Source organism: Affinundibacterium danionis, from assembly GCF_042432465.1.
GTDB lineage: Bacteria > Pseudomonadota > Gammaproteobacteria > Burkholderiales > Burkholderiaceae_D > Undibacterium > Undibacterium danionis.
This window is the reverse complement of sequence record NZ_JBHLXJ010000014.1, coordinates 56,470-72,839: the sequence shown is the minus strand read 5'-3', so window position 1 is coordinate 72,839 and position 16,370 is coordinate 56,470. Positions and strand designations below refer to the sequence as shown.

Genomic DNA, 16,370 nt, shown 5'->3' with positions numbered 1-16,370 from the left:
TTAATTCAGTGGTGCTGCTAGTTGTTGTTGACAGGTTTTACACTAGCCTGAGATGCAGCGCTGCTAGCAGGATTAACAACTGGCGGACCTTTTTTGAGCGGGGCTAAAATTGGGGTCGTGCGTTTAGATTCCGGTTGAATAGTTGTAATTATTTTTTTTGTTTTAGCTTCATTTGCTAACTTTGCTTTTTCTTCTTCACTTAATTGTTGATATTGCTGCCATTGCGCAGACTTTTGTTCAGGCGATTTTTTTGCCGTATTAGCAAAATTTTCCCTAACTGCCATACGTTGTTCCGGCGTCATTTTAACCCAAGCTTGCACGCGCTCTTGCACTCGGAGTTGCTCTTCGGGTTTCATATTGGCGTACTTATTGGCGATGCCTAGCCATTTTTTCTTGCGTAGGTCGTCCATTTTGTCCCACTCTTTTGCGAGTGGTGCTAATGCCGCTCTTTGCTCCGCAGACAAATCCGCCCAGTTGGTTTTATTCATGGCGGGCAGTGTCGTCAGGGTAATGGCTTTGGTACTAGCTGGTTTGGGGTTTGTTTCTACCGCAGGATTGACTACCTGCGCACTTGTGGCGGCACTGGATGGCGCCACAAATGCAGGTGGATTTTGCACAGCAAACGCTACGCTAAAGACGTTAGTTATTGCTAAGAGCGTAATTGCACTTTGGACTGAAAAAAATTTGCTAATGCGCACTCTTATTCCTCTGTCTTCGCAGGTGGTGTTTCTTTATTTAAGTAAGCGTTAAAGCCGTTGTCTAGATAAGCGTCAGGCGGCAATTCATCAACGAGAACTGCGGCGTCAATTTCGGCCAAATCGTTAATTTGTTGCTCTTGTTCATACTCATAAATGCCATACAAGCCTACCATTAAGACTAGGAGCGGCAATGCGAGCCACATTTTCTTTACCCAATTCTTTTGAGAAAAGGAAACGCCGTTGCTACCTGCCAGCACGCCACCAAATGCTAATGCGCGGCTAGGTTCAGCTTGCTTTTGACGCGACAAGGCCAATTGACGCGCAGTCGCTAAGCGTTCCAAAGTCGCTTCTGGAAGGTTTTCGCTTGATTCAGTCATCGCTCGGCGTACTTTGTAGGCGAAGTCGATTTCTTCTTTGTCTTTTGCGTAAGTCATAAATGTATCCCTATTGCTTTAAGTGAAGCTGCCAGTGCGTGAGTTGCTCTTGAGCAATGTGTTTTCACGCTCCCCTCTGAACAACCCATAGCGGTCGCGGTTTCGGCGACGTCCATGTCTTCCCAGTAACGCATGAGAAAGGCTTCCCGTTGACGCGTAGGTAGCTTTTTTATTTGCTCATCAATGATATTTAAAACTTGCTCTCTTTCCAACTTTTGTTCGGTCGATTCAGCTGCTTCGCTGCCTTCTTCCGAAGAATGCACCTCTAATATATCAAAATTATCGTCGTCTTGATTGTTTGTGGTGATATTGGAAAATAAACTGATTCGATTATTTCTGACTTTTTCTCTTCGGAAAAAATCTAATATCGTATTTTGTAGAATGCGTTGAAACAGCATGGGTAATTCATTCGCTGGCTTGTCGCCGTATTTCTCTGATAATTTGATCATTGCATCTTGCACAATGTCTAATGCTGATTCATCGTTGCGAACCATGTACACCGCATGTTTATATGCGCGACGTTCAACGCCTTCGAGGAAGTTGGATAATTCTTTAGTGGTTGCCATTCGGGGGATGGTGCCTTGGAAAACGTAAAGTTTCTAAAATATTAGAAAAAGAAGTAGGTACGCGTAAATCGCTCAACGTTGAAGTCTTAGGTTTGGTTTACTTATCATGCACATTTTCGGTGCGAAAGCTTTTCTACGCGTGTTCTAAAAGTGCGCACATGCTAGCAAAAAAGCGTAAGGATGTCCTCTTATTTTATGAAAATCTTGGTTTAATGGGATGGTAAGCGCTTGAATTTATGGATTTCTTTAAATTTTCTTGTCATTAGGCCTTAAATGGTCTTGACCAATTTGCTGCATCGCAGTAGTGTAGAGCCTCGCTCCAAAATCTCGGAGTACCAACACTTGTTTGATCTGGCTCACAATGCCTCTGTCAACAAGTCACTATCAGTAAATGTTAGTAGCAGTTTGTTCTAACCCATGCCACAAGCGTGAGAAATTCGTTATTTCTTAGCTTTACCCTGACCGCACGAGTCGCCATTAAGCTTTGCCTGGAATATTGTCCAACGGACAGTAGAAGGGGAGAGTGACCGCACAAAAAGGAACGTCAGCAGACCGCTTTTGAAATCTGAATTTCGTCAGGAAAGAACATCCGATCAATCTCCAATGGATCTTGAAAGGAAACAAGATGAGTTCAGAACGACCGTCCGATCGTCAATCGGAACGCGGTGCAGATCGCGCAGAAAAAAATACTGACAGAAGTACTGAATACACTGGCGCAGAAATTCTGGTCAAGTGTCTCGCAGAGGAGGGGGTAGAGCATGTATTCGGTTATCCGGGTGGTGCTGTGCTTTATATCTACGACGCGATTTTCAATCAAAGTAAATTCCAACATATCTTAGTGCGTCACGAGCAAGCCGCAATTCATGCTGCTGATGCGTATTCTCGCTCATCCAATAAAGTCGGTATTGCATTGGTGACCTCTGGTCCCGGCGTCACGAACGCGGTGACGGGCTTGGCAACTGCCTACATGGATTCGATTCCTATGATCGTTATTTCTGGTCAAGTTCCTAGCCATGCGATTGGCGAAGATGCGTTCCAGGAATGTGATACCGTGGGCATTACTCGTCCTTGTGTTAAGCACAATTTCTTGGTGAAAGATGTACGTGAATTGGCCGATACGGTGAAGAAGGCATTCTTCATCGCGACGACTGGACGTCCAGGCCCAGTGTTGATTGATATCCCTAAGGATATTAGCAATCACAAGACGACTTACCACTATCCCAAAGAAATTGAAATGCGTTCTTATCGCCCCGTCGATAAAGGTCACGCGGGACAAATTCGAAAAGCAGTTCAATTGCTGTTGCAAGCCGAACGTCCCATGATTTACACCGGTGGTGGTGTGATTTTGGCGAATGCTGCACCAGAATTAAATAAATTAGTCGATCAATTAGGCTTCCCAGTCACCAATACCTTGATGGGTTTGGGCGGCTATCGTGCCACTGATGAAAAATTTGTCGGTATGCCGGGTATGCACGGCACTTACGAAGCGAACATGGCGATGCAACACTGTGACGTGTTGATTGCGATTGGTGCGCGTTTTGATGATAGGGTGATTGGTAATCCTAAACATTTTGCCTCGCATCCACGCAAAATTATTCACGTGGATATTGATCCTTCGTCCATCTCTAAGCGCGTCAAAGTTGATATTCCTATTGTTGGCAATGTGAAAGACGTTTTAGTCGAAATGTTGTCACAGTTGGCCGCATCCGAAGCAAAACCAAACGCCAAGCCTTTGGCTGATTGGTGGAAGCAAATTAAGAAGTGGCGCGCACAAGATTGTCTCGCTTATACCGATTCTTCTGACGTTATCAAGCCGCAGTCTATCATTCAGAAAGTCTGCGAAATCACCAAAGGCGATGCTTTTGTGACCTCTGATGTTGGTCAACATCAAATGTGGGCAGCTCAATATTACAAGTTCAATCAACCGCGTCGTTGGATTAATTCGGGTGGCTTGGGCACGATGGGTGTTGGCTTGCCATATGCGATGGGCGTACAAATGGCGAATCCAGATGCAACCGTGGCCTGTATTACGGGTGAAGCGTCTATACAAATGTGTATTCAAGAACTCGCCACTTGTAAGCAATATCATCTGACGCCAAAAATTATTTTATTAAATAATCGTGCGCTTGGTATGGTACGCCAATGGCAGCAAATAGATTACGCTGGACGTTATTCTGAATCCTATATGGACTCTTTGCCGGACTTTACTAAATTAGTGGAGGCCTACGGTCATGTAGGGATGAAGATAGAAAACCCAGCGGATGTGGATGGTGCTTTGCAAGAAGCATTTGCCATGAAAGATAAGTTGGTGTTCATGAATTTCCTAACAGATCAAGACGAAAAAGTGTGGCCTATGGTGAAAGCTGGTAAAGGTCTGACTGAAATGTTGCTTGGTTCGGAGGATTTGTAATGCGACACATTATTTCCGTATTGCTCGAAAACGAAGCGGGCGCTTTATCACGCGTAGTCGGCTTATTCTCTGCGCGTGGTTACAACATCGAAACCTTAACGGTCGCACCGACCGAAGACGCAACGCTATCGCGTATGACTATCGTCACCACAGGTTCAGATGATGTGATTGAACAAATCACCAAACATTTGAATCGCTTAATTGAAGTGGTGAAGGTGGTTGACTTAACCGAAGGTGCACATATCGAACGTGAGCTCATGCTTATCAAGGTACGTGCGGTTGGTAAAGAGCGTGAAGAGATGAAACGTACGGCGGATATTTTCCGCGGGCGCATCATCGACGTCACTGAAAAAAGCTACACCATAGAATTGACCGGTAACAAAGGAAAGCTCGATGCCTTCATCGATTCCATTGAGCGTACCGCCATTCTAGAAACCGTTCGTACCGGTGGTTCTGGTATTGGGCGTGGTGAACGCATACTCAAAGTGTAATCAGATTTAGCAGAAGAAGTAAAACCGCGAAGGCGCAGAGGATACAGAGAATTGAAAAATTCTTCCTCCGTGCTCTCGGTGTCTCTGCGGTCTAGGTTATCGCTTGGATGATGATTGAATCAAACAAGCATTTTCAATTTCGAATTATTTAAAATATAGGACATCAAAATGAAAGTTTTTTACGATAAAGATTGTGATCTCTCTTTGATCAAAGGCAAAAAAGTTGCCATCATCGGTTATGGTTCACAAGGTCATGCACATGCCTTGAATATGAGTGAATCTGGTTGCCAGATCACAGTCGCTTTGCGCAAAGGTGGTGCCTCTTGGGATAAAGCCAAAAATGCTGGATTAAAGGTCGCGGAAGTTAATGATGCGGTTAAAGAAGCTGACGTTATCATGATCTTGTTACCAGACGAAAATATCGCTCAGGTGTACAACGAAAACGTCGCGCCACACGCGAAGCAAGGTGCTGTATTGGCATTCGCTCATGGCTTTAACGTTCATTATGGTCAAGTAGTACCACGTGCCGATATGGACGTGATCATGATCGCACCGAAGGCACCTGGTCACACTGTACGTGCAACTTACACCCAGGGTGGTGGCGTGCCACATTTGGTCGCTGTGTATCAAGATAAATCCGGTTCTGCACGCGATATCGCCTTGTCTTATGCGATGGCAAATGGCGGTGGTCGTGCTGGTATTATCGAAACTAACTTCCGTGAAGAAACTGAAACTGATTTGTTCGGTGAGCAAGCGGTTTTGTGCGGTGGCGCAGTGGAATTAATCAAGGCCGGTTTTGAAACTTTGGTTGAAGGTGGTTACGCACCAGAGATGGCCTACTTTGAGTGCTTGCACGAATTAAAATTGATCGTCGATTTGATCTATGAAGGCGGTATCGCTAACATGAATTACTCGATTTCTAATAACGCGGAATACGGTGAATATGTGACTGGTCCATGTATCGTTACAGATCAAACGAAACAAGCGATGCGCCAATGTTTGAAAGATATTCAGACCGGTGAATATGCGAAGAGCTTTATCTTGGAAAACAAAGCTGGCGCGCCGACTTTGATTTCTCGTCGTCGTTTGAATTCCGAGCATCAGATTGAACAAGTCGGTGCAAAATTGCGCGCCATGATGCCTTGGATTGCGAAAAATAAAATGGTTGATCAGTCTAAGAACTAATCAATTAATTTAATATGAAAAAGCCGTCGATATTGACGGCTTTTTTGTGGTTCAAAATTTGATGTTAGCGATGATTGCGTGACATCATCATGAGGCGTTCAAACAAATGAACATCTTGTTCATTTTTGAGTAGCGCGCCATGTAGTGGCGGAATCGCATTTTTACTGTCTTTGGCGTGTATAACTTCTGCCGGGATATCTTCCGCTAGCAATAACTTAAGCCAATCTATCAGTTCAGATGTCGATGGCTTTTTCTTGAGACCATTTACTTCGCGAATTTGATAAAAAGCTTCGAGCGCATTGTTTAGCAGATCCAATTTTAAATTGGGAAAATGCACATTCACGATCGCCTGCATGGTTTCTTTGTCAGGAAATTTGATGTAATGAAAAAAGCAGCGGCGCAAGAATGCATCCGGTAATTCCTTTTCATTGTTGGATGTAATAATCACCAAGGGGCGATGCTTTGCTCGTACCATTTCGCGTGTTTCGTAAACATAAAATTCCATGCGATCCAGTTCTCGCAATAAGTCATTGGGGAATTCAATATCCGCTTTGTCGATTTCGTCAATTAACAAAACGACTGGCTCATCCGCCGTGAATGCCTGCCATAGAACACCTTTGACTATGTAATTGTGTATGTCTTTGACTCGTTCGTCGCCGAGTTGCGAATCACGTAAACGCGATACGGCATCGTATTCGTAGAGGCCTTGCTGCGCTTTGGTGGTGGATTTAATGTGCCATTGCATGAGTGGCATGTTGAGTGCCGCTGCCACTTCTTCTGCTAGCATGGTTTTGCCGGTGCCAGGTTCGCCTTTAATTAGCAATGGGCGCTGTAAAGTGAGCGCAGCGTTGACTGCGAGTTTTAAGTCATCGGTTGCGACGTAGTTGTCGGCACCTTCAAAGCGTAGCATGGTATTCATTGAAATTAAGTTGTGGCGTATCAAGCGTCGTTTATGGATAGGTCAAAAAATGAGATCATGAGTATAAACAAAAAATGCTTAACTATCATGACGCGTGTTTGTTCTGGTAGAAAGTCTCGAATCTCGGAAAATTGCAGAATTGTATTTTCATTCGACTTGCAAAAATGATGTTGTCAGAGGAATTTGTGTCTGAAATACGCATGAAATTTGCGCAAAATTAATGGTTATCGGCTAAAATGCTGACTTCGATCAAATCGCTGTTTTGATTTTCCTGATTATTTTCTCTCAGCTAATATGAAAAAATTATTTGCTCTACTCGCTTTGGCGAGCGTCGCACAGCTTGCTGTGTCGGCTGAAGTTGTTGGTAACGCGAAAGCCGCAGAAAACAAAGTGGCGATGTGTATCGGCTGCCATGCTATTCCTGGCTATAAAGCGACATTCCCTGAAGTCTACCAAGTGCCTATGATAGGTGGTCAGTCCGCAAAATATATTGAAAGTGCATTAAAGGCTTATCGCAAAGGTGATCGCAAGCATCCATCTATGCGCGGTATTGCAGGTAGCTTGAGCGATCAGGATATTGCTGATTTGGCTGCTTACTATTCACAACAAACCGCACAACAAAAATAAGCTGAGGATTATGATGAAAAAAATCGCTTTAGTCGCCGTCGCTTTAACATTCTCTGCGAGTGCGTTTGCTGCTGGTAATGTCGAGGCTGGCAAAGTTGCCGCTACAAAATTTAATTGCGCATCATGTCACGGCGCGACGTACAACGAACCTATCGATCCTAGTTACCCAAAGTTGGCAGGTCAACATAAGGATTATTTGATGCAAGCTCTGAAATCCTATCAGCGTGGTGCGGTGGGCACTTCTGGACGTAGTAATGCCATTATGGAAGCTCAGGCAAAAGCATTGAGTAACGCGGATATTGAAAATATTGCGGCGTACTTGCACAGTTTGCCGGGTAGTTTGGTGTTGAAGAAATAATTTCTGATGATTTTCTGATTGTCAGTATCGTATAAAAAAGCCACGAAATTTCGTGGCTTTTTTATTGCAGCGATATTGATTTGCTATTTGTGCTTATTGACCAGCTTTACGCATCAATGACGATAAGTAGGCTTCGCCATCGGGTGGGGTGCCATTGCGTTGTGAATTCCAGATCATTTCACCCAAGGAGTCCATCATTTCGTGATGAGCTTCATGAATGGAGTTTTTCTTATGCGCAAGGGCTTCGTAAGCAATGCGAACCCCTTGTGGTTGATTGATCGTCACTTGTTCAGCGATGGTTAAATGCATGGATAAATGCAGAAAAGGATTGGTCTTACCTGAGTCGACGCTGTAATTGCGTTGCAATGCCGCGTCGACATTACGAAAATCATCGGCGTATTCAGGATGCTGAGAAATCCAATCTGCGGCGATGGTTTCTAATGGGGTGAGAATTTCTTTGGCGTGATATTTGCGAAAAGTCTCGCAAAAAAAACGGCGTACATCGTCTTGACTTGGATTAAACATGTTTGGCTAGATTCGGTTTATGGCTCGGTGGTGACTTCTGAGATAGGTATCATTTTACTGGGAAATTGATAGGCGAGCAGTTTTCTCATTGTTTGCTCAATCTGAAGAAAAAGTAATTTTCGGTTATGATCCCAACTTCATTTTTTAAAGGTGGTGTGACATGTTAAATCAAGAATCCTTAGACTTATTATTTGCGTCTGCGCGTACCCATAATGTTTGGCTGAATAAGCCTGTGAGCGATGAGCAAATTCAGGCGATTTATCATGCGATGAAATGGGCGCCGACATCGGCTAATTCTTGTCCGGCACGCTTTGTGTTCGTTAAATCTGCGGAGCAAAAAGAGAAACTGGTTGAGTGTATGTCACCGGGTAATGCTGCAAAGACCCGCCAAGCGCCTGTGACTGTGATCATTGGTATGGATTTGGCCTTTTATGAAAAATTGATCAAATTATTTCCACATGCGCCTGATGCGCGTTCTTGGTTTGAAGGTAATCAAGCTAATATTGAGGCAACGGCCTTCAGAAATTCTAGCTTGCAAGGCGCTTATATGATGATGGCAGCACGTGCTTTAGGTTTGGATTGCGGTCCTATGTCCGGATTTGATGCAGATAAAATTAATGCGACTTTCTTCGCGGATTCTCCAGTGAAAGTGAATTTTGTGTGTAGTATTGGTTATGGTGATGTAGAAAAATTATTCCCACGTTCACCACGTTTGGATTTCGATGAGGCTTGTCAAATCGTTTAATGCAGGCAAAGGTTATATTCGTGATCTGAAAACGCTCTTACGCATTATCTGGTAAGGGCGTTTTTTGTTTGAATTCGCATAAATCCGCAATCATGCAATTCCAGCATTTGGGCGTGCGGGCGATGCAGGTGTAGCGACCATGCAAAATTAACCAATGATGGGCGTCAAGCTTGAAATCATTTGGTACAAATTTCAATAATTTTTCTTCTACGACATCGACATTTTTACCTGGTGCAATACCGGTGCGATTCGAGACGCGAAAAATATGCGTATCGACAGCAATTGTCGGTTCGCCAAATGCCGTGTTGAGCACCACATTGGCGGTTTTTCTGCCGACTCCTGGCAGTGCTTCTAAAGCTTCACGCGTGCGTGGGACTTCACCTTTGTGTTGTTCTAATAGAATGCGGCAAGTCTCGATGGTGTTCTTTGCTTTGGTGCGAAATAATCCTATTGTTTGTATGTAGGGAATTAAGCCGTCGACACCTAAATCAAAAATCTTCTGCGGCGTGTTCGCGATTGGGTAAAGTCGTTTGGTGGCTTTATTGACCGAGATGTCGGTCGCTTGCGCGGATAACAGCACCGCAATTAGTAATTCAAATGGCGTGGTGTATTCGAGTTCGGTAGTTGGATGCGGATTTTGTGCTCGCAAGCGAGTAAATATTTCTATGCGTTTGTTGGCGTTCATGAAAATTGCTTAACCCAATTTAATTATTTGGCTAGCGCATCTTTTTTGGTGGATGCGCGTAGGATCGCATTAGCGATAATTTTTTTCTTACGCTCTTTTTCGTCTAACTCGGATTGTGTTTCTGCTACTTCCAGTGAAACTAGTTTGAGTTTTTCATGGGCTTTTGCGAGCAGGCGTTTTTCGTTGTCTTGTTTTTCTCGAATTAAGCGTTGTTCTCTATGCTGATAGCGTTGTTTTGCGTCGTTCGCTTGTTCTTGTGACCAAGCTTGCCAGCCGGTTGATGTGTTCGCCGTCGGTAGCATGGTGATGCAATCAACGGGGCAGGGTGCTACACATAAATCACAGCCCGTACACAATTCAGGAATCACCGTATGCATCTGCTTATTGGCACCCATGATGGCATCGACAGGGCAGGCTTGTATGCACAATGTGCAGCCTATGCAAACTGCCTCGTCAATAAAGGCGATAGTTCGCGGTTTTTCTATACCGTTGGCCGGATTGAGAGTGATGCTTACTTTTCCTAATAAATGCGCGAGCCGGTCAATGCCTTCTTGTCCGCCGGGTGGGCATTGGTTGTAGTTGGCGCTACCATCGGCAATGGCTTGAGCATAAGCTTGACAAGCGGGGTAACCACATTTGGTGCATTGTGTTTGCGGCAATAAATTATTGATTTGGTCAGCGAGAAAAGGTGCCACGGTTTTGCTTATGGATGCGAAAAAAATTGCATTATCCGCTCAAAGGAAAGCGCGGACAAGAAAGCGTGGGAAAATTATTGCGTCATCTCTATGATTTGCTCAGCTAAATGGCGGCCAAAAATCCAGAAAATGCTTTTTGGAAAGAATTCTGCGATTGCCTGAGGGGCTTAATTGCGCTATAATTCGAGGGTTTAGCTTATTCAAATCTCGTCGTAGCGCATATCCAAAAAATCACTCTCTACTTTGATTGTTCCTCATTCTCCGGATAGCGCTTTGATATTCAAGGCGAAGTTCAGAGAACAGCAAGTAACGATCGATGTTTGGGCGCGCAACGGCGACAACACTACAGGAGTTGCCCTTGCTGCCCATTCCGCAGTCCCTAAGTTCCAATCCCGATTCCATCGCCATTCTTGCCCTCGCTGATGGCACGATATTTACTGGTGTTTCGATTGGAGCATCCGGTCACACGATCGGTGAAGTTGTTTTCAATACTTCTATGACTGGTTATCAAGAAATTTTGACTGATCCAAGTTATAGCTCCCAAATCGTCACCTTGACTTATCCGCATATTGGTAACACAGGTGTGAATTCGGAAGACGTTGAGTCAGACAAAATTCATGCTGCAGGTTTGATCATTAAAGATCTGCCTATGTTGGTTTCTAATTTCCGCTCGGAACAATCTTTATCTGATTACTTAAAGTCACAAAATATTGTTGCCATCGCTGGTATCGATACGCGTAAGTTGACACGCATTTTGCGCGAAAAAGGTGCGCAAGGTGGTGCGATTTTGGTGGGCTCGGATGCGACAAAAGCGCTTGAGTTAGCAAAATCTTTCCCAGGATTGGCTGGTATGGATTTGGCGAAAGTGGTTTCTGTTTCGAAGTCTTACGAATGGACGGAAGCAGAGTGGAAACTCGGTCAAGGCTATGGCACTTTAAGCAATCCAGAATTCCATGTGGTTGCTTTTGACTTCGGTGTCAAACGCAATATTTTGCGTATGTTGGCAGAGCGCGGTTGCAAAGTAACAGTACTGCCAGCGCAGTCAAGCGCGGCTGAAGTGTTGGCATTGAATCCTGATGGCGTATTTTTATCGAACGGTCCTGGCGATCCAGAACCATGTGATTACGCGATCGCAGCAGCAAAAGAATTGATTGAAAAAGGCATTCCTACTTTTGGTATTTGTTTGGGTCATCAAATTATGGCCTTGGCTTCTGGCGCAAAAACTTTGAAGATGAAGTTTGGTCACCATGGTGCTAACCATCCTGTGCAAGATCTCGATACTAAGCAAGTGTTGATCACTTCACAAAATCACGGTTTTGCAGTCGATGCTGCATCGTTGCCAGACAATTGCCGCGTTACGCATGTGTCTTTGTTTGACGGCTCTTTGCAAGGTTTTGCGCGCACTGACAAGCCAGCATTTTGCTTCCAAGGTCATCCTGAAGCATCGCCAGGTCCGCATGATATTGCCTATTTGTTTGACCGTTTTACGAATTTGATGAAGACCGCGAAGTTGGAGAAGAACAAAAATGCCTAAGCGTATAGACATAAAAAGTATTTTAATTATCGGCGCGGGCCCTATCATCATTGGTCAGGCTTGTGAGTTCGATTATTCCGGCGCACAAGCTTGTAAAGCATTGCGTGAAGAAGGCTATAAAGTCATTTTGGTCAATAGCAATCCAGCGACCATCATGACAGATCCAGATATGGCCGATGTCACTTACATCGAGCCTATCACTTGGCAAGTATTAGAGCGCATTATTGATAAAGAACGTCCTGATGCGATCTTGCCAACGATGGGCGGTCAAACAGCCTTGAATTGTGCACTCGATCTGCACCGTCATGGCGTCTTAGAAAAGTACAAATGTGAATTAATCGGCGCAACGCCTGAGGCGATTGATAAAGCTGAAGATCGCTCTAAGTTTAAAGATGCGATGACCAAGATTGGTTTAGGTTCTGCGCGCTCTGGTGTAGCGCATACCATGGATGAATCTTGGGAAGTGCAAAAGCGCATCGGTTTCCCTGTGATTATTCGTCCTTCGTTCACGATGGGTGGAACAGGCGGCGGTATTGCTTACAACGAAGAAGAATTCGAAACCATCTGCAAACGTGGCTTGGAAGCGTCGCCAACGAGTGAGCTATTGATCGAAGAATCTTTGATCGGTTGGAAAGAATATGAAATGGAAGTTGTACGCGATAAAGCGGATAACTGCATCATCGTTTGCTCCATCGAAAATCTGGATCCTATGGGTGTGCACACCGGTGACTCCATCACTGTGGCACCAGCACAAACGCTGACTGATAAAGAATACCAAATCATGCGTAACGCTTCATTGGCGGTATTGCGTGAAATCGGTGTCGATACTGGTGGTTCAAACGTGCAGTTCTCAGTTAATCCAAAAGATGGCCGCATGATCGTGATTGAAATGAATCCACGTGTTTCACGTTCATCTGCATTGGCATCAAAAGCGACTGGTTTCCCCATTGCGAAAATTGCGGCGAAGCTGGCGGTTGGCTTCACTTTGGATGAGTTGCGTAATGAAATTACAGGTGGTCAAACGCCCGCATCTTTCGAGCCATCGATCGACTATGTTGTGACGAAGATTCCTCGTTTCGCATTCGAAAAATTCCCACAAGCGGACAATCGTTTGACGACGCAAATGAAGTCAGTTGGTGAAGTGATGGCGATTGGTCGCACCTTCCAAGAGTCTTTCCAAAAAGCTTTGCGTGGTTTGGAAGTCGGCGTGGATGGTATGAATGAAAAGACCACAGACCGTGAAGTCTTAGAGAAAGAATTGGGCGCGCCTGGTCCTGATCGTATTTGGTACGTGGGCGATGCGTTTGCACAAGGTTTTTCTCTGGAAGAAGTGCATCAGTTGACCCATATTGATCCTTGGTTCTTGGTGCAAATTAAAGATATCGTCGATATCGAATTGTGGTTGGAAACGCAAAGCTTGGATGGCATTGATAAAGATCTGTTGTTGAAGCTGAAGAAAAAAGGTTTCTCAGATCGTCGTTTGGCTAAATTGTTGAAAACAACCGGCACGGCAGTACGTGAAAAACGTAAAGCCTTGAACGTGCGTCCAGTGTACAAACGCGTCGATACGTGTGCTGGTGAGTTTGCGACGAAGACCGCGTATATGTATTCCACCTATGAAGATGAGTGTGAATCTGCGCCAAGCGATAAGAAAAAAATTATCGTGTTAGGCGGTGGTCCAAATCGTATCGGCCAAGGTATTGAGTTTGATTATTGCTGTGTACACGCTGCGTTTGCAATGCGTGATGACGGCTACGAAACGATTATGGTTAACTGTAATCCAGAAACTGTTTCAACTGATTACGACACGTCTGATCGCTTGTATTTTGAGCCGCTGACCTTGGAAGACGTATTGGAAATCGTTGATCTGGAAAAACCAGTTGGCGTGATCGTGCAGTATGGTGGTCAAACACCATTGAAATTGGCATTGGAATTAGAAGCGAATGGCGTGCCTATCGTTGGTACATCGCCTGACATGATCGATGCCGCAGAAGATCGTGAACGCTTCCAAAAAATGTTGCATGAGTTGGGCTTGCGTCAACCACCAAATCGTACTGCGCGTACCGAAGATGAGGCCATCACTTTGGCGCAAGAAATTGGTTATCCACTCGTGGTTCGCCCTTCCTATGTGTTGGGTGGTCGTGCGATGGAAATCGTGCATGAACAACGAGACCTTGAGCGCTATATGCGTGAGGCCGTAAAGGTTTCACACGATTCTCCAGTATTGCTAGATCGGTTCTTGAATGATGCGATCGAAGTTGACGTCGATTGCTTGTCGGATGGCACGCGTACTTTCATCGGTGGTGTGATGGAGCATATCGAGCAAGCGGGTGTGCACTCTGGTGACTCCGCCTGTTCATTACCACCATACTCTTTAAAACAAGCGACAATCGATGAATTGAAGCGTCAAACAAGTTTGATGGCAAAGGGCTTGAATGTTGTTGGTTTGATGAACGTTCAGTTCGCAATTCAGCAAAAAGACGGTGAAGATGTGGTGTACGTGCTAGAAGTGAATCCACGTGCTTCACGTACCGTGCCTTATGTGTCAAAGGTGACTGGTTTGCAATTGGCAAAAATCGCTGCGCGTTGTATGGTTGGTCAAACTTTGGATTCGCAAGGCATTTACAAAGAAGTGGTTCCAAGTTATTTCAGCGTCAAAGAAGCGGTCTTCCCATTTGTGAAGTTCCCAGGCGTGGATACCATCCTCGGGCCAGAGATGAAATCGACCGGCGAGGTGATGGGTGTTGGTAAGACCTTCGGCGAAGCTTTTGTGAAGTCGCAATTAGGTGCAGGAACGAAATTGCCAAAGTCGGGTAAGGTATTCTTGACCGTGAAAAACGCAGACAAACCTCGTGCGATCAATATTGCGAAGAACTTGGTTGCAATGGGCTTTGAACTGGTCGCGACCAAAGGTACGGCAGCAGCGATTTCTGCGGCTGGCATTGCTTGCGCGCCTGTGAATAAAGTGGCTGAAGGCCGTCCACACGTGGTTGATCTACTGAAAAACCGCGAAGTGGTGATGGTCATCAACACGGTGGAGGAGAAGCGCAACGCGATTGCCGATTCTCGCTCGATTCGCGTTTCCGCTTTGGCATCGGGAGCAACGACCATTACAACGATTGCGGGAGCTGAAGCAGCAGTGGAAGGGATGCGTCATCTCAACGAATTGCATGTCTATGATTTACAAGGTCTGCATAAGTCTTTACACTAAGCGAAATCCTGCGAATATCCAATAACAGGAAATTCGCATTCTGAGAGGTCACAATTAACAATGAGCTATCATTGTTCTTGTGACCTCTCTACTTTTAGGCTTGATGGCAAACCATCTTGAATTGTTAACGTGGGAAATCCCACCATTTTTGAATAATGTAGATAGCTATGAGTACAATCCCTCTCACTAAATTTGGCGCAGAATTGCTCAAGCAAGAATTGCACAAGCTTAAAACCAAAGATCGCCCAGAGGTGATTAATGCGATTGCCGAAGCGCGCGCACAAGGTGACTTGTCAGAAAATGCCGAGTACGACGCAGCGAAAGAGCGTCAGGCATTTATCGAAGGCCGTATTGCTGAACTAGATAGCAAATTAAGCGCCGCGCAAATTATTGACCCAACCGAATTGGATGCAGAAGGACGCGTTGTGTTTGCTTCAACGGTACAACTCGAAGATTTGGAAAACGGTCAAAAAGTGCAATACCAGATCGTTGGTGAAGACGAAGCTGATCTGAAATTGAACAAAGTATCGATTACTTCGCCGATAGCGCGCGCTTTGATAGGCAAGTACGCAGGTGATGTGGTTGGCGTGCAAGCACCAGCGGGTGTTCGTGAGTACGAAATTTTGGAAGTGCTTTACATCTAATTATCTGTTTTGAAGCAGGCAATTCTAGGTAAAGCAAGAGTGGGGCGCGCAATTAGCGCCCCTCTTTTTTAGTGAGCAAAGAGGCTGAACAAGTCGAGTAAGAATTACGCCTTGATCGATTTTTTGACGCTAGATTGACGTGGTTTTGCACGTTTAATGGAACCACCTTGAGTGACACGTTCATTACCTTTAACTAAGACTTTAGAAACAGATGGTTTTTTTGTGCCACTTGCGCTAGGCTTCACAATCGTTACTTCGCGCAGACCTTTTCCACGTTTGACAAATTTGGTTTCTTTGATGCCGTCTAATTTAGGACGATAAATCACCAATAATTTGCCAATATGTTGAACTGGTTCGGCACCAAGTTCTGCGCAAATTGTTTCGTACATCGTTACGCGTGCTTCACGATCATCACCAAAGACACGTACTTTGATTAACCCATGAGAATTCAGGCTGGCATCGATTTCCTTCATGACAGCGGGCGTTAAGCCAGCTTCGCCGATAATGACGATAGGTTTCAAACCATGTGCTTCTGCGCGTAATTCACTGCGTTCCGCGGGAGTGAGTTTTGATTTTGGCTTGATTTTTTTAGTTGTTGCGTCGTTTGACATATAAATTCCTTTAAAAGCAGTATTTTACGCCA

At 44.9% G+C, this 16,370-nt stretch carries 17 protein-coding genes; 9 read left to right on the top strand and 8 right to left on the bottom strand.

The annotated features are described in order from the left end of the window. Nucleotides 1–17: 17 nt before the first annotated feature. From ACFFJH_RS13020 to ACFFJH_RS13010, 3 genes are all read right to left on the bottom strand, one after another. Nucleotides 18–617, bottom strand: coding sequence for a DUF3106 domain-containing protein (locus ACFFJH_RS13020; RefSeq protein WP_390213255.1), 600 nt, complete (start codon nt 615–617; stop codon nt 18–20). Nucleotides 618–700: 83 nt separating this feature from the next. After that, complete coding sequence (locus tag ACFFJH_RS13015; RefSeq protein WP_390213253.1) at nt 701–1,132, bottom strand: DUF3619 family protein; 432 nt, start codon at nt 1,130–1,132, stop codon at nt 701–703. After that, nucleotides 1,129–1,698, bottom strand: coding sequence for an RNA polymerase sigma factor (locus ACFFJH_RS13010; protein WP_186920584.1), 570 nt, complete (start codon nt 1,696–1,698; stop codon nt 1,129–1,131). The genes ACFFJH_RS13015 and ACFFJH_RS13010 overlap by 4 nt, the downstream gene beginning before the upstream one ends. 625 nt (nt 1,699–2,323) lie before the next feature. Between ACFFJH_RS13010 and ACFFJH_RS13005 the strand changes: the two genes are divergently transcribed. From ACFFJH_RS13005 to ilvC, 3 genes are all read left to right on the top strand, one after another. Next, a complete protein-coding gene (locus ACFFJH_RS13005) occupies nt 2,324–4,108 on the top strand; it encodes an acetolactate synthase 3 catalytic subunit (protein ID WP_390213251.1) in 1,785 nt (594 codons plus the stop codon). Further along, nucleotides 4,108–4,599, top strand: a complete 492-nt coding sequence (gene ilvN / locus ACFFJH_RS13000; protein ID WP_186889435.1) for an acetolactate synthase small subunit — start codon at nt 4,108–4,110, stop codon at nt 4,597–4,599. The genes ACFFJH_RS13005 and ilvN overlap by 1 nt, the downstream gene beginning before the upstream one ends. A 168-nt stretch (nt 4,600–4,767) precedes the next feature. Then, nucleotides 4,768–5,784, top strand: a complete 1,017-nt coding sequence (gene ilvC / locus ACFFJH_RS12995) for a ketol-acid reductoisomerase (protein WP_390213250.1) — start codon at nt 4,768–4,770, stop codon at nt 5,782–5,784. Between the two features lie 64 nt (nt 5,785–5,848). On the opposite strand, the gene ACFFJH_RS12990 is transcribed toward ilvC, so the two are convergent. Beyond that, the gene (locus ACFFJH_RS12990; protein WP_390213248.1) at nt 5,849–6,703 is read right to left on the bottom strand and encodes an AAA family ATPase; all 855 of its coding nucleotides are present in this window, start codon (nt 6,701–6,703) and stop codon (nt 5,849–5,851) included. A 294-nt stretch (nt 6,704–6,997) separates the two neighbouring features. On the opposite strand from ACFFJH_RS12990, the gene ACFFJH_RS12985 reads away from it, so the two are divergent. Together ACFFJH_RS12985 and ACFFJH_RS12980 are read left to right on the top strand one after the other, a co-directional pair. Continuing rightward, entirely contained in the window at nt 6,998–7,330 is a 333-nt protein-coding gene (locus ACFFJH_RS12985; RefSeq protein ID WP_390213246.1) for a c-type cytochrome, read from the top strand. Nucleotides 7,331–7,343: 13 nt separating this feature from the next. Further along, on the top strand, nt 7,344–7,688 hold the full coding sequence (locus ACFFJH_RS12980; protein ID WP_390213327.1) for a c-type cytochrome: 345 nt from the start codon (nt 7,344–7,346) through the stop codon (nt 7,686–7,688). Between the two features lie 93 nt (nt 7,689–7,781). On the opposite strand, the gene ACFFJH_RS12975 is transcribed toward ACFFJH_RS12980, so the two are convergent. Beyond that, complete coding sequence (locus ACFFJH_RS12975; RefSeq protein WP_390213245.1) at nt 7,782–8,213, bottom strand: DUF1841 family protein; 432 nt, start codon at nt 8,211–8,213, stop codon at nt 7,782–7,784. 160 nt (nt 8,214–8,373) lie between these two features. Here ACFFJH_RS12975 and ACFFJH_RS12970 point away from each other — a divergent pair, with 160 nt between their 5' ends. Next, a complete protein-coding gene (locus ACFFJH_RS12970; protein WP_390213243.1) occupies nt 8,374–8,958 on the top strand; it encodes a malonic semialdehyde reductase in 585 nt (194 codons plus the stop codon). A gap of 37 nt (nt 8,959–8,995) precedes the next feature. Here ACFFJH_RS12970 and nth read toward each other — a convergent pair whose 3' ends face one another. Continuing rightward, nucleotides 8,996–9,643 carry an endonuclease III gene (gene nth, locus ACFFJH_RS12965; protein ID WP_390213242.1) on the bottom strand — a complete coding sequence of 216 codons (648 nt, stop codon included), beginning with the start codon at nt 9,641–9,643 and terminating at the stop codon, nt 8,996–8,998. A 23-nt stretch (nt 9,644–9,666) separates the two neighbouring features. Then, nucleotides 9,667–10,338 (bottom strand): electron transport complex subunit RsxB, encoded by a 672-nt coding sequence (gene rsxB / locus ACFFJH_RS12960; protein ID WP_390213240.1) that lies wholly within the window; start codon nt 10,336–10,338, stop codon nt 9,667–9,669. Nucleotides 10,339–10,705: 367 nt separating this feature from the next. Between rsxB and carA the strand changes: the two genes are divergently transcribed. The 3 genes from carA (at nt 10,706) to greA (ending at nt 15,727) form a co-directional block, all read left to right on the top strand. Beyond that, entirely contained in the window at nt 10,706–11,872 is a 1,167-nt protein-coding gene (gene carA / locus ACFFJH_RS12955; protein WP_390213326.1) for a glutamine-hydrolyzing carbamoyl-phosphate synthase small subunit, read from the top strand. After that, nucleotides 11,865–15,083: a carbamoyl-phosphate synthase large subunit gene (gene carB, locus ACFFJH_RS12950; RefSeq protein WP_390213239.1), complete on the top strand. Its 3,219-nt coding sequence runs from the start codon at nt 11,865–11,867 to the stop codon at nt 15,081–15,083. Before carA ends, carB begins: the two co-directional genes overlap by 8 nt. Before the next feature lie 167 nt (nt 15,084–15,250). Further along, on the top strand, nt 15,251–15,727 hold the full coding sequence (gene greA, locus ACFFJH_RS12945; RefSeq protein ID WP_212673867.1) for a transcription elongation factor GreA: 477 nt from the start codon (nt 15,251–15,253) through the stop codon (nt 15,725–15,727). 104 nt (nt 15,728–15,831) lie between these two features. On the opposite strand, the gene ACFFJH_RS12940 is transcribed toward greA, so the two are convergent. Then, nucleotides 15,832–16,338, bottom strand: a complete 507-nt coding sequence (locus tag ACFFJH_RS12940) for a YhbY family RNA-binding protein (RefSeq protein WP_390213238.1) — start codon at nt 16,336–16,338, stop codon at nt 15,832–15,834. Between the last annotated feature and the right edge of the window lie 32 nt (nt 16,339–16,370).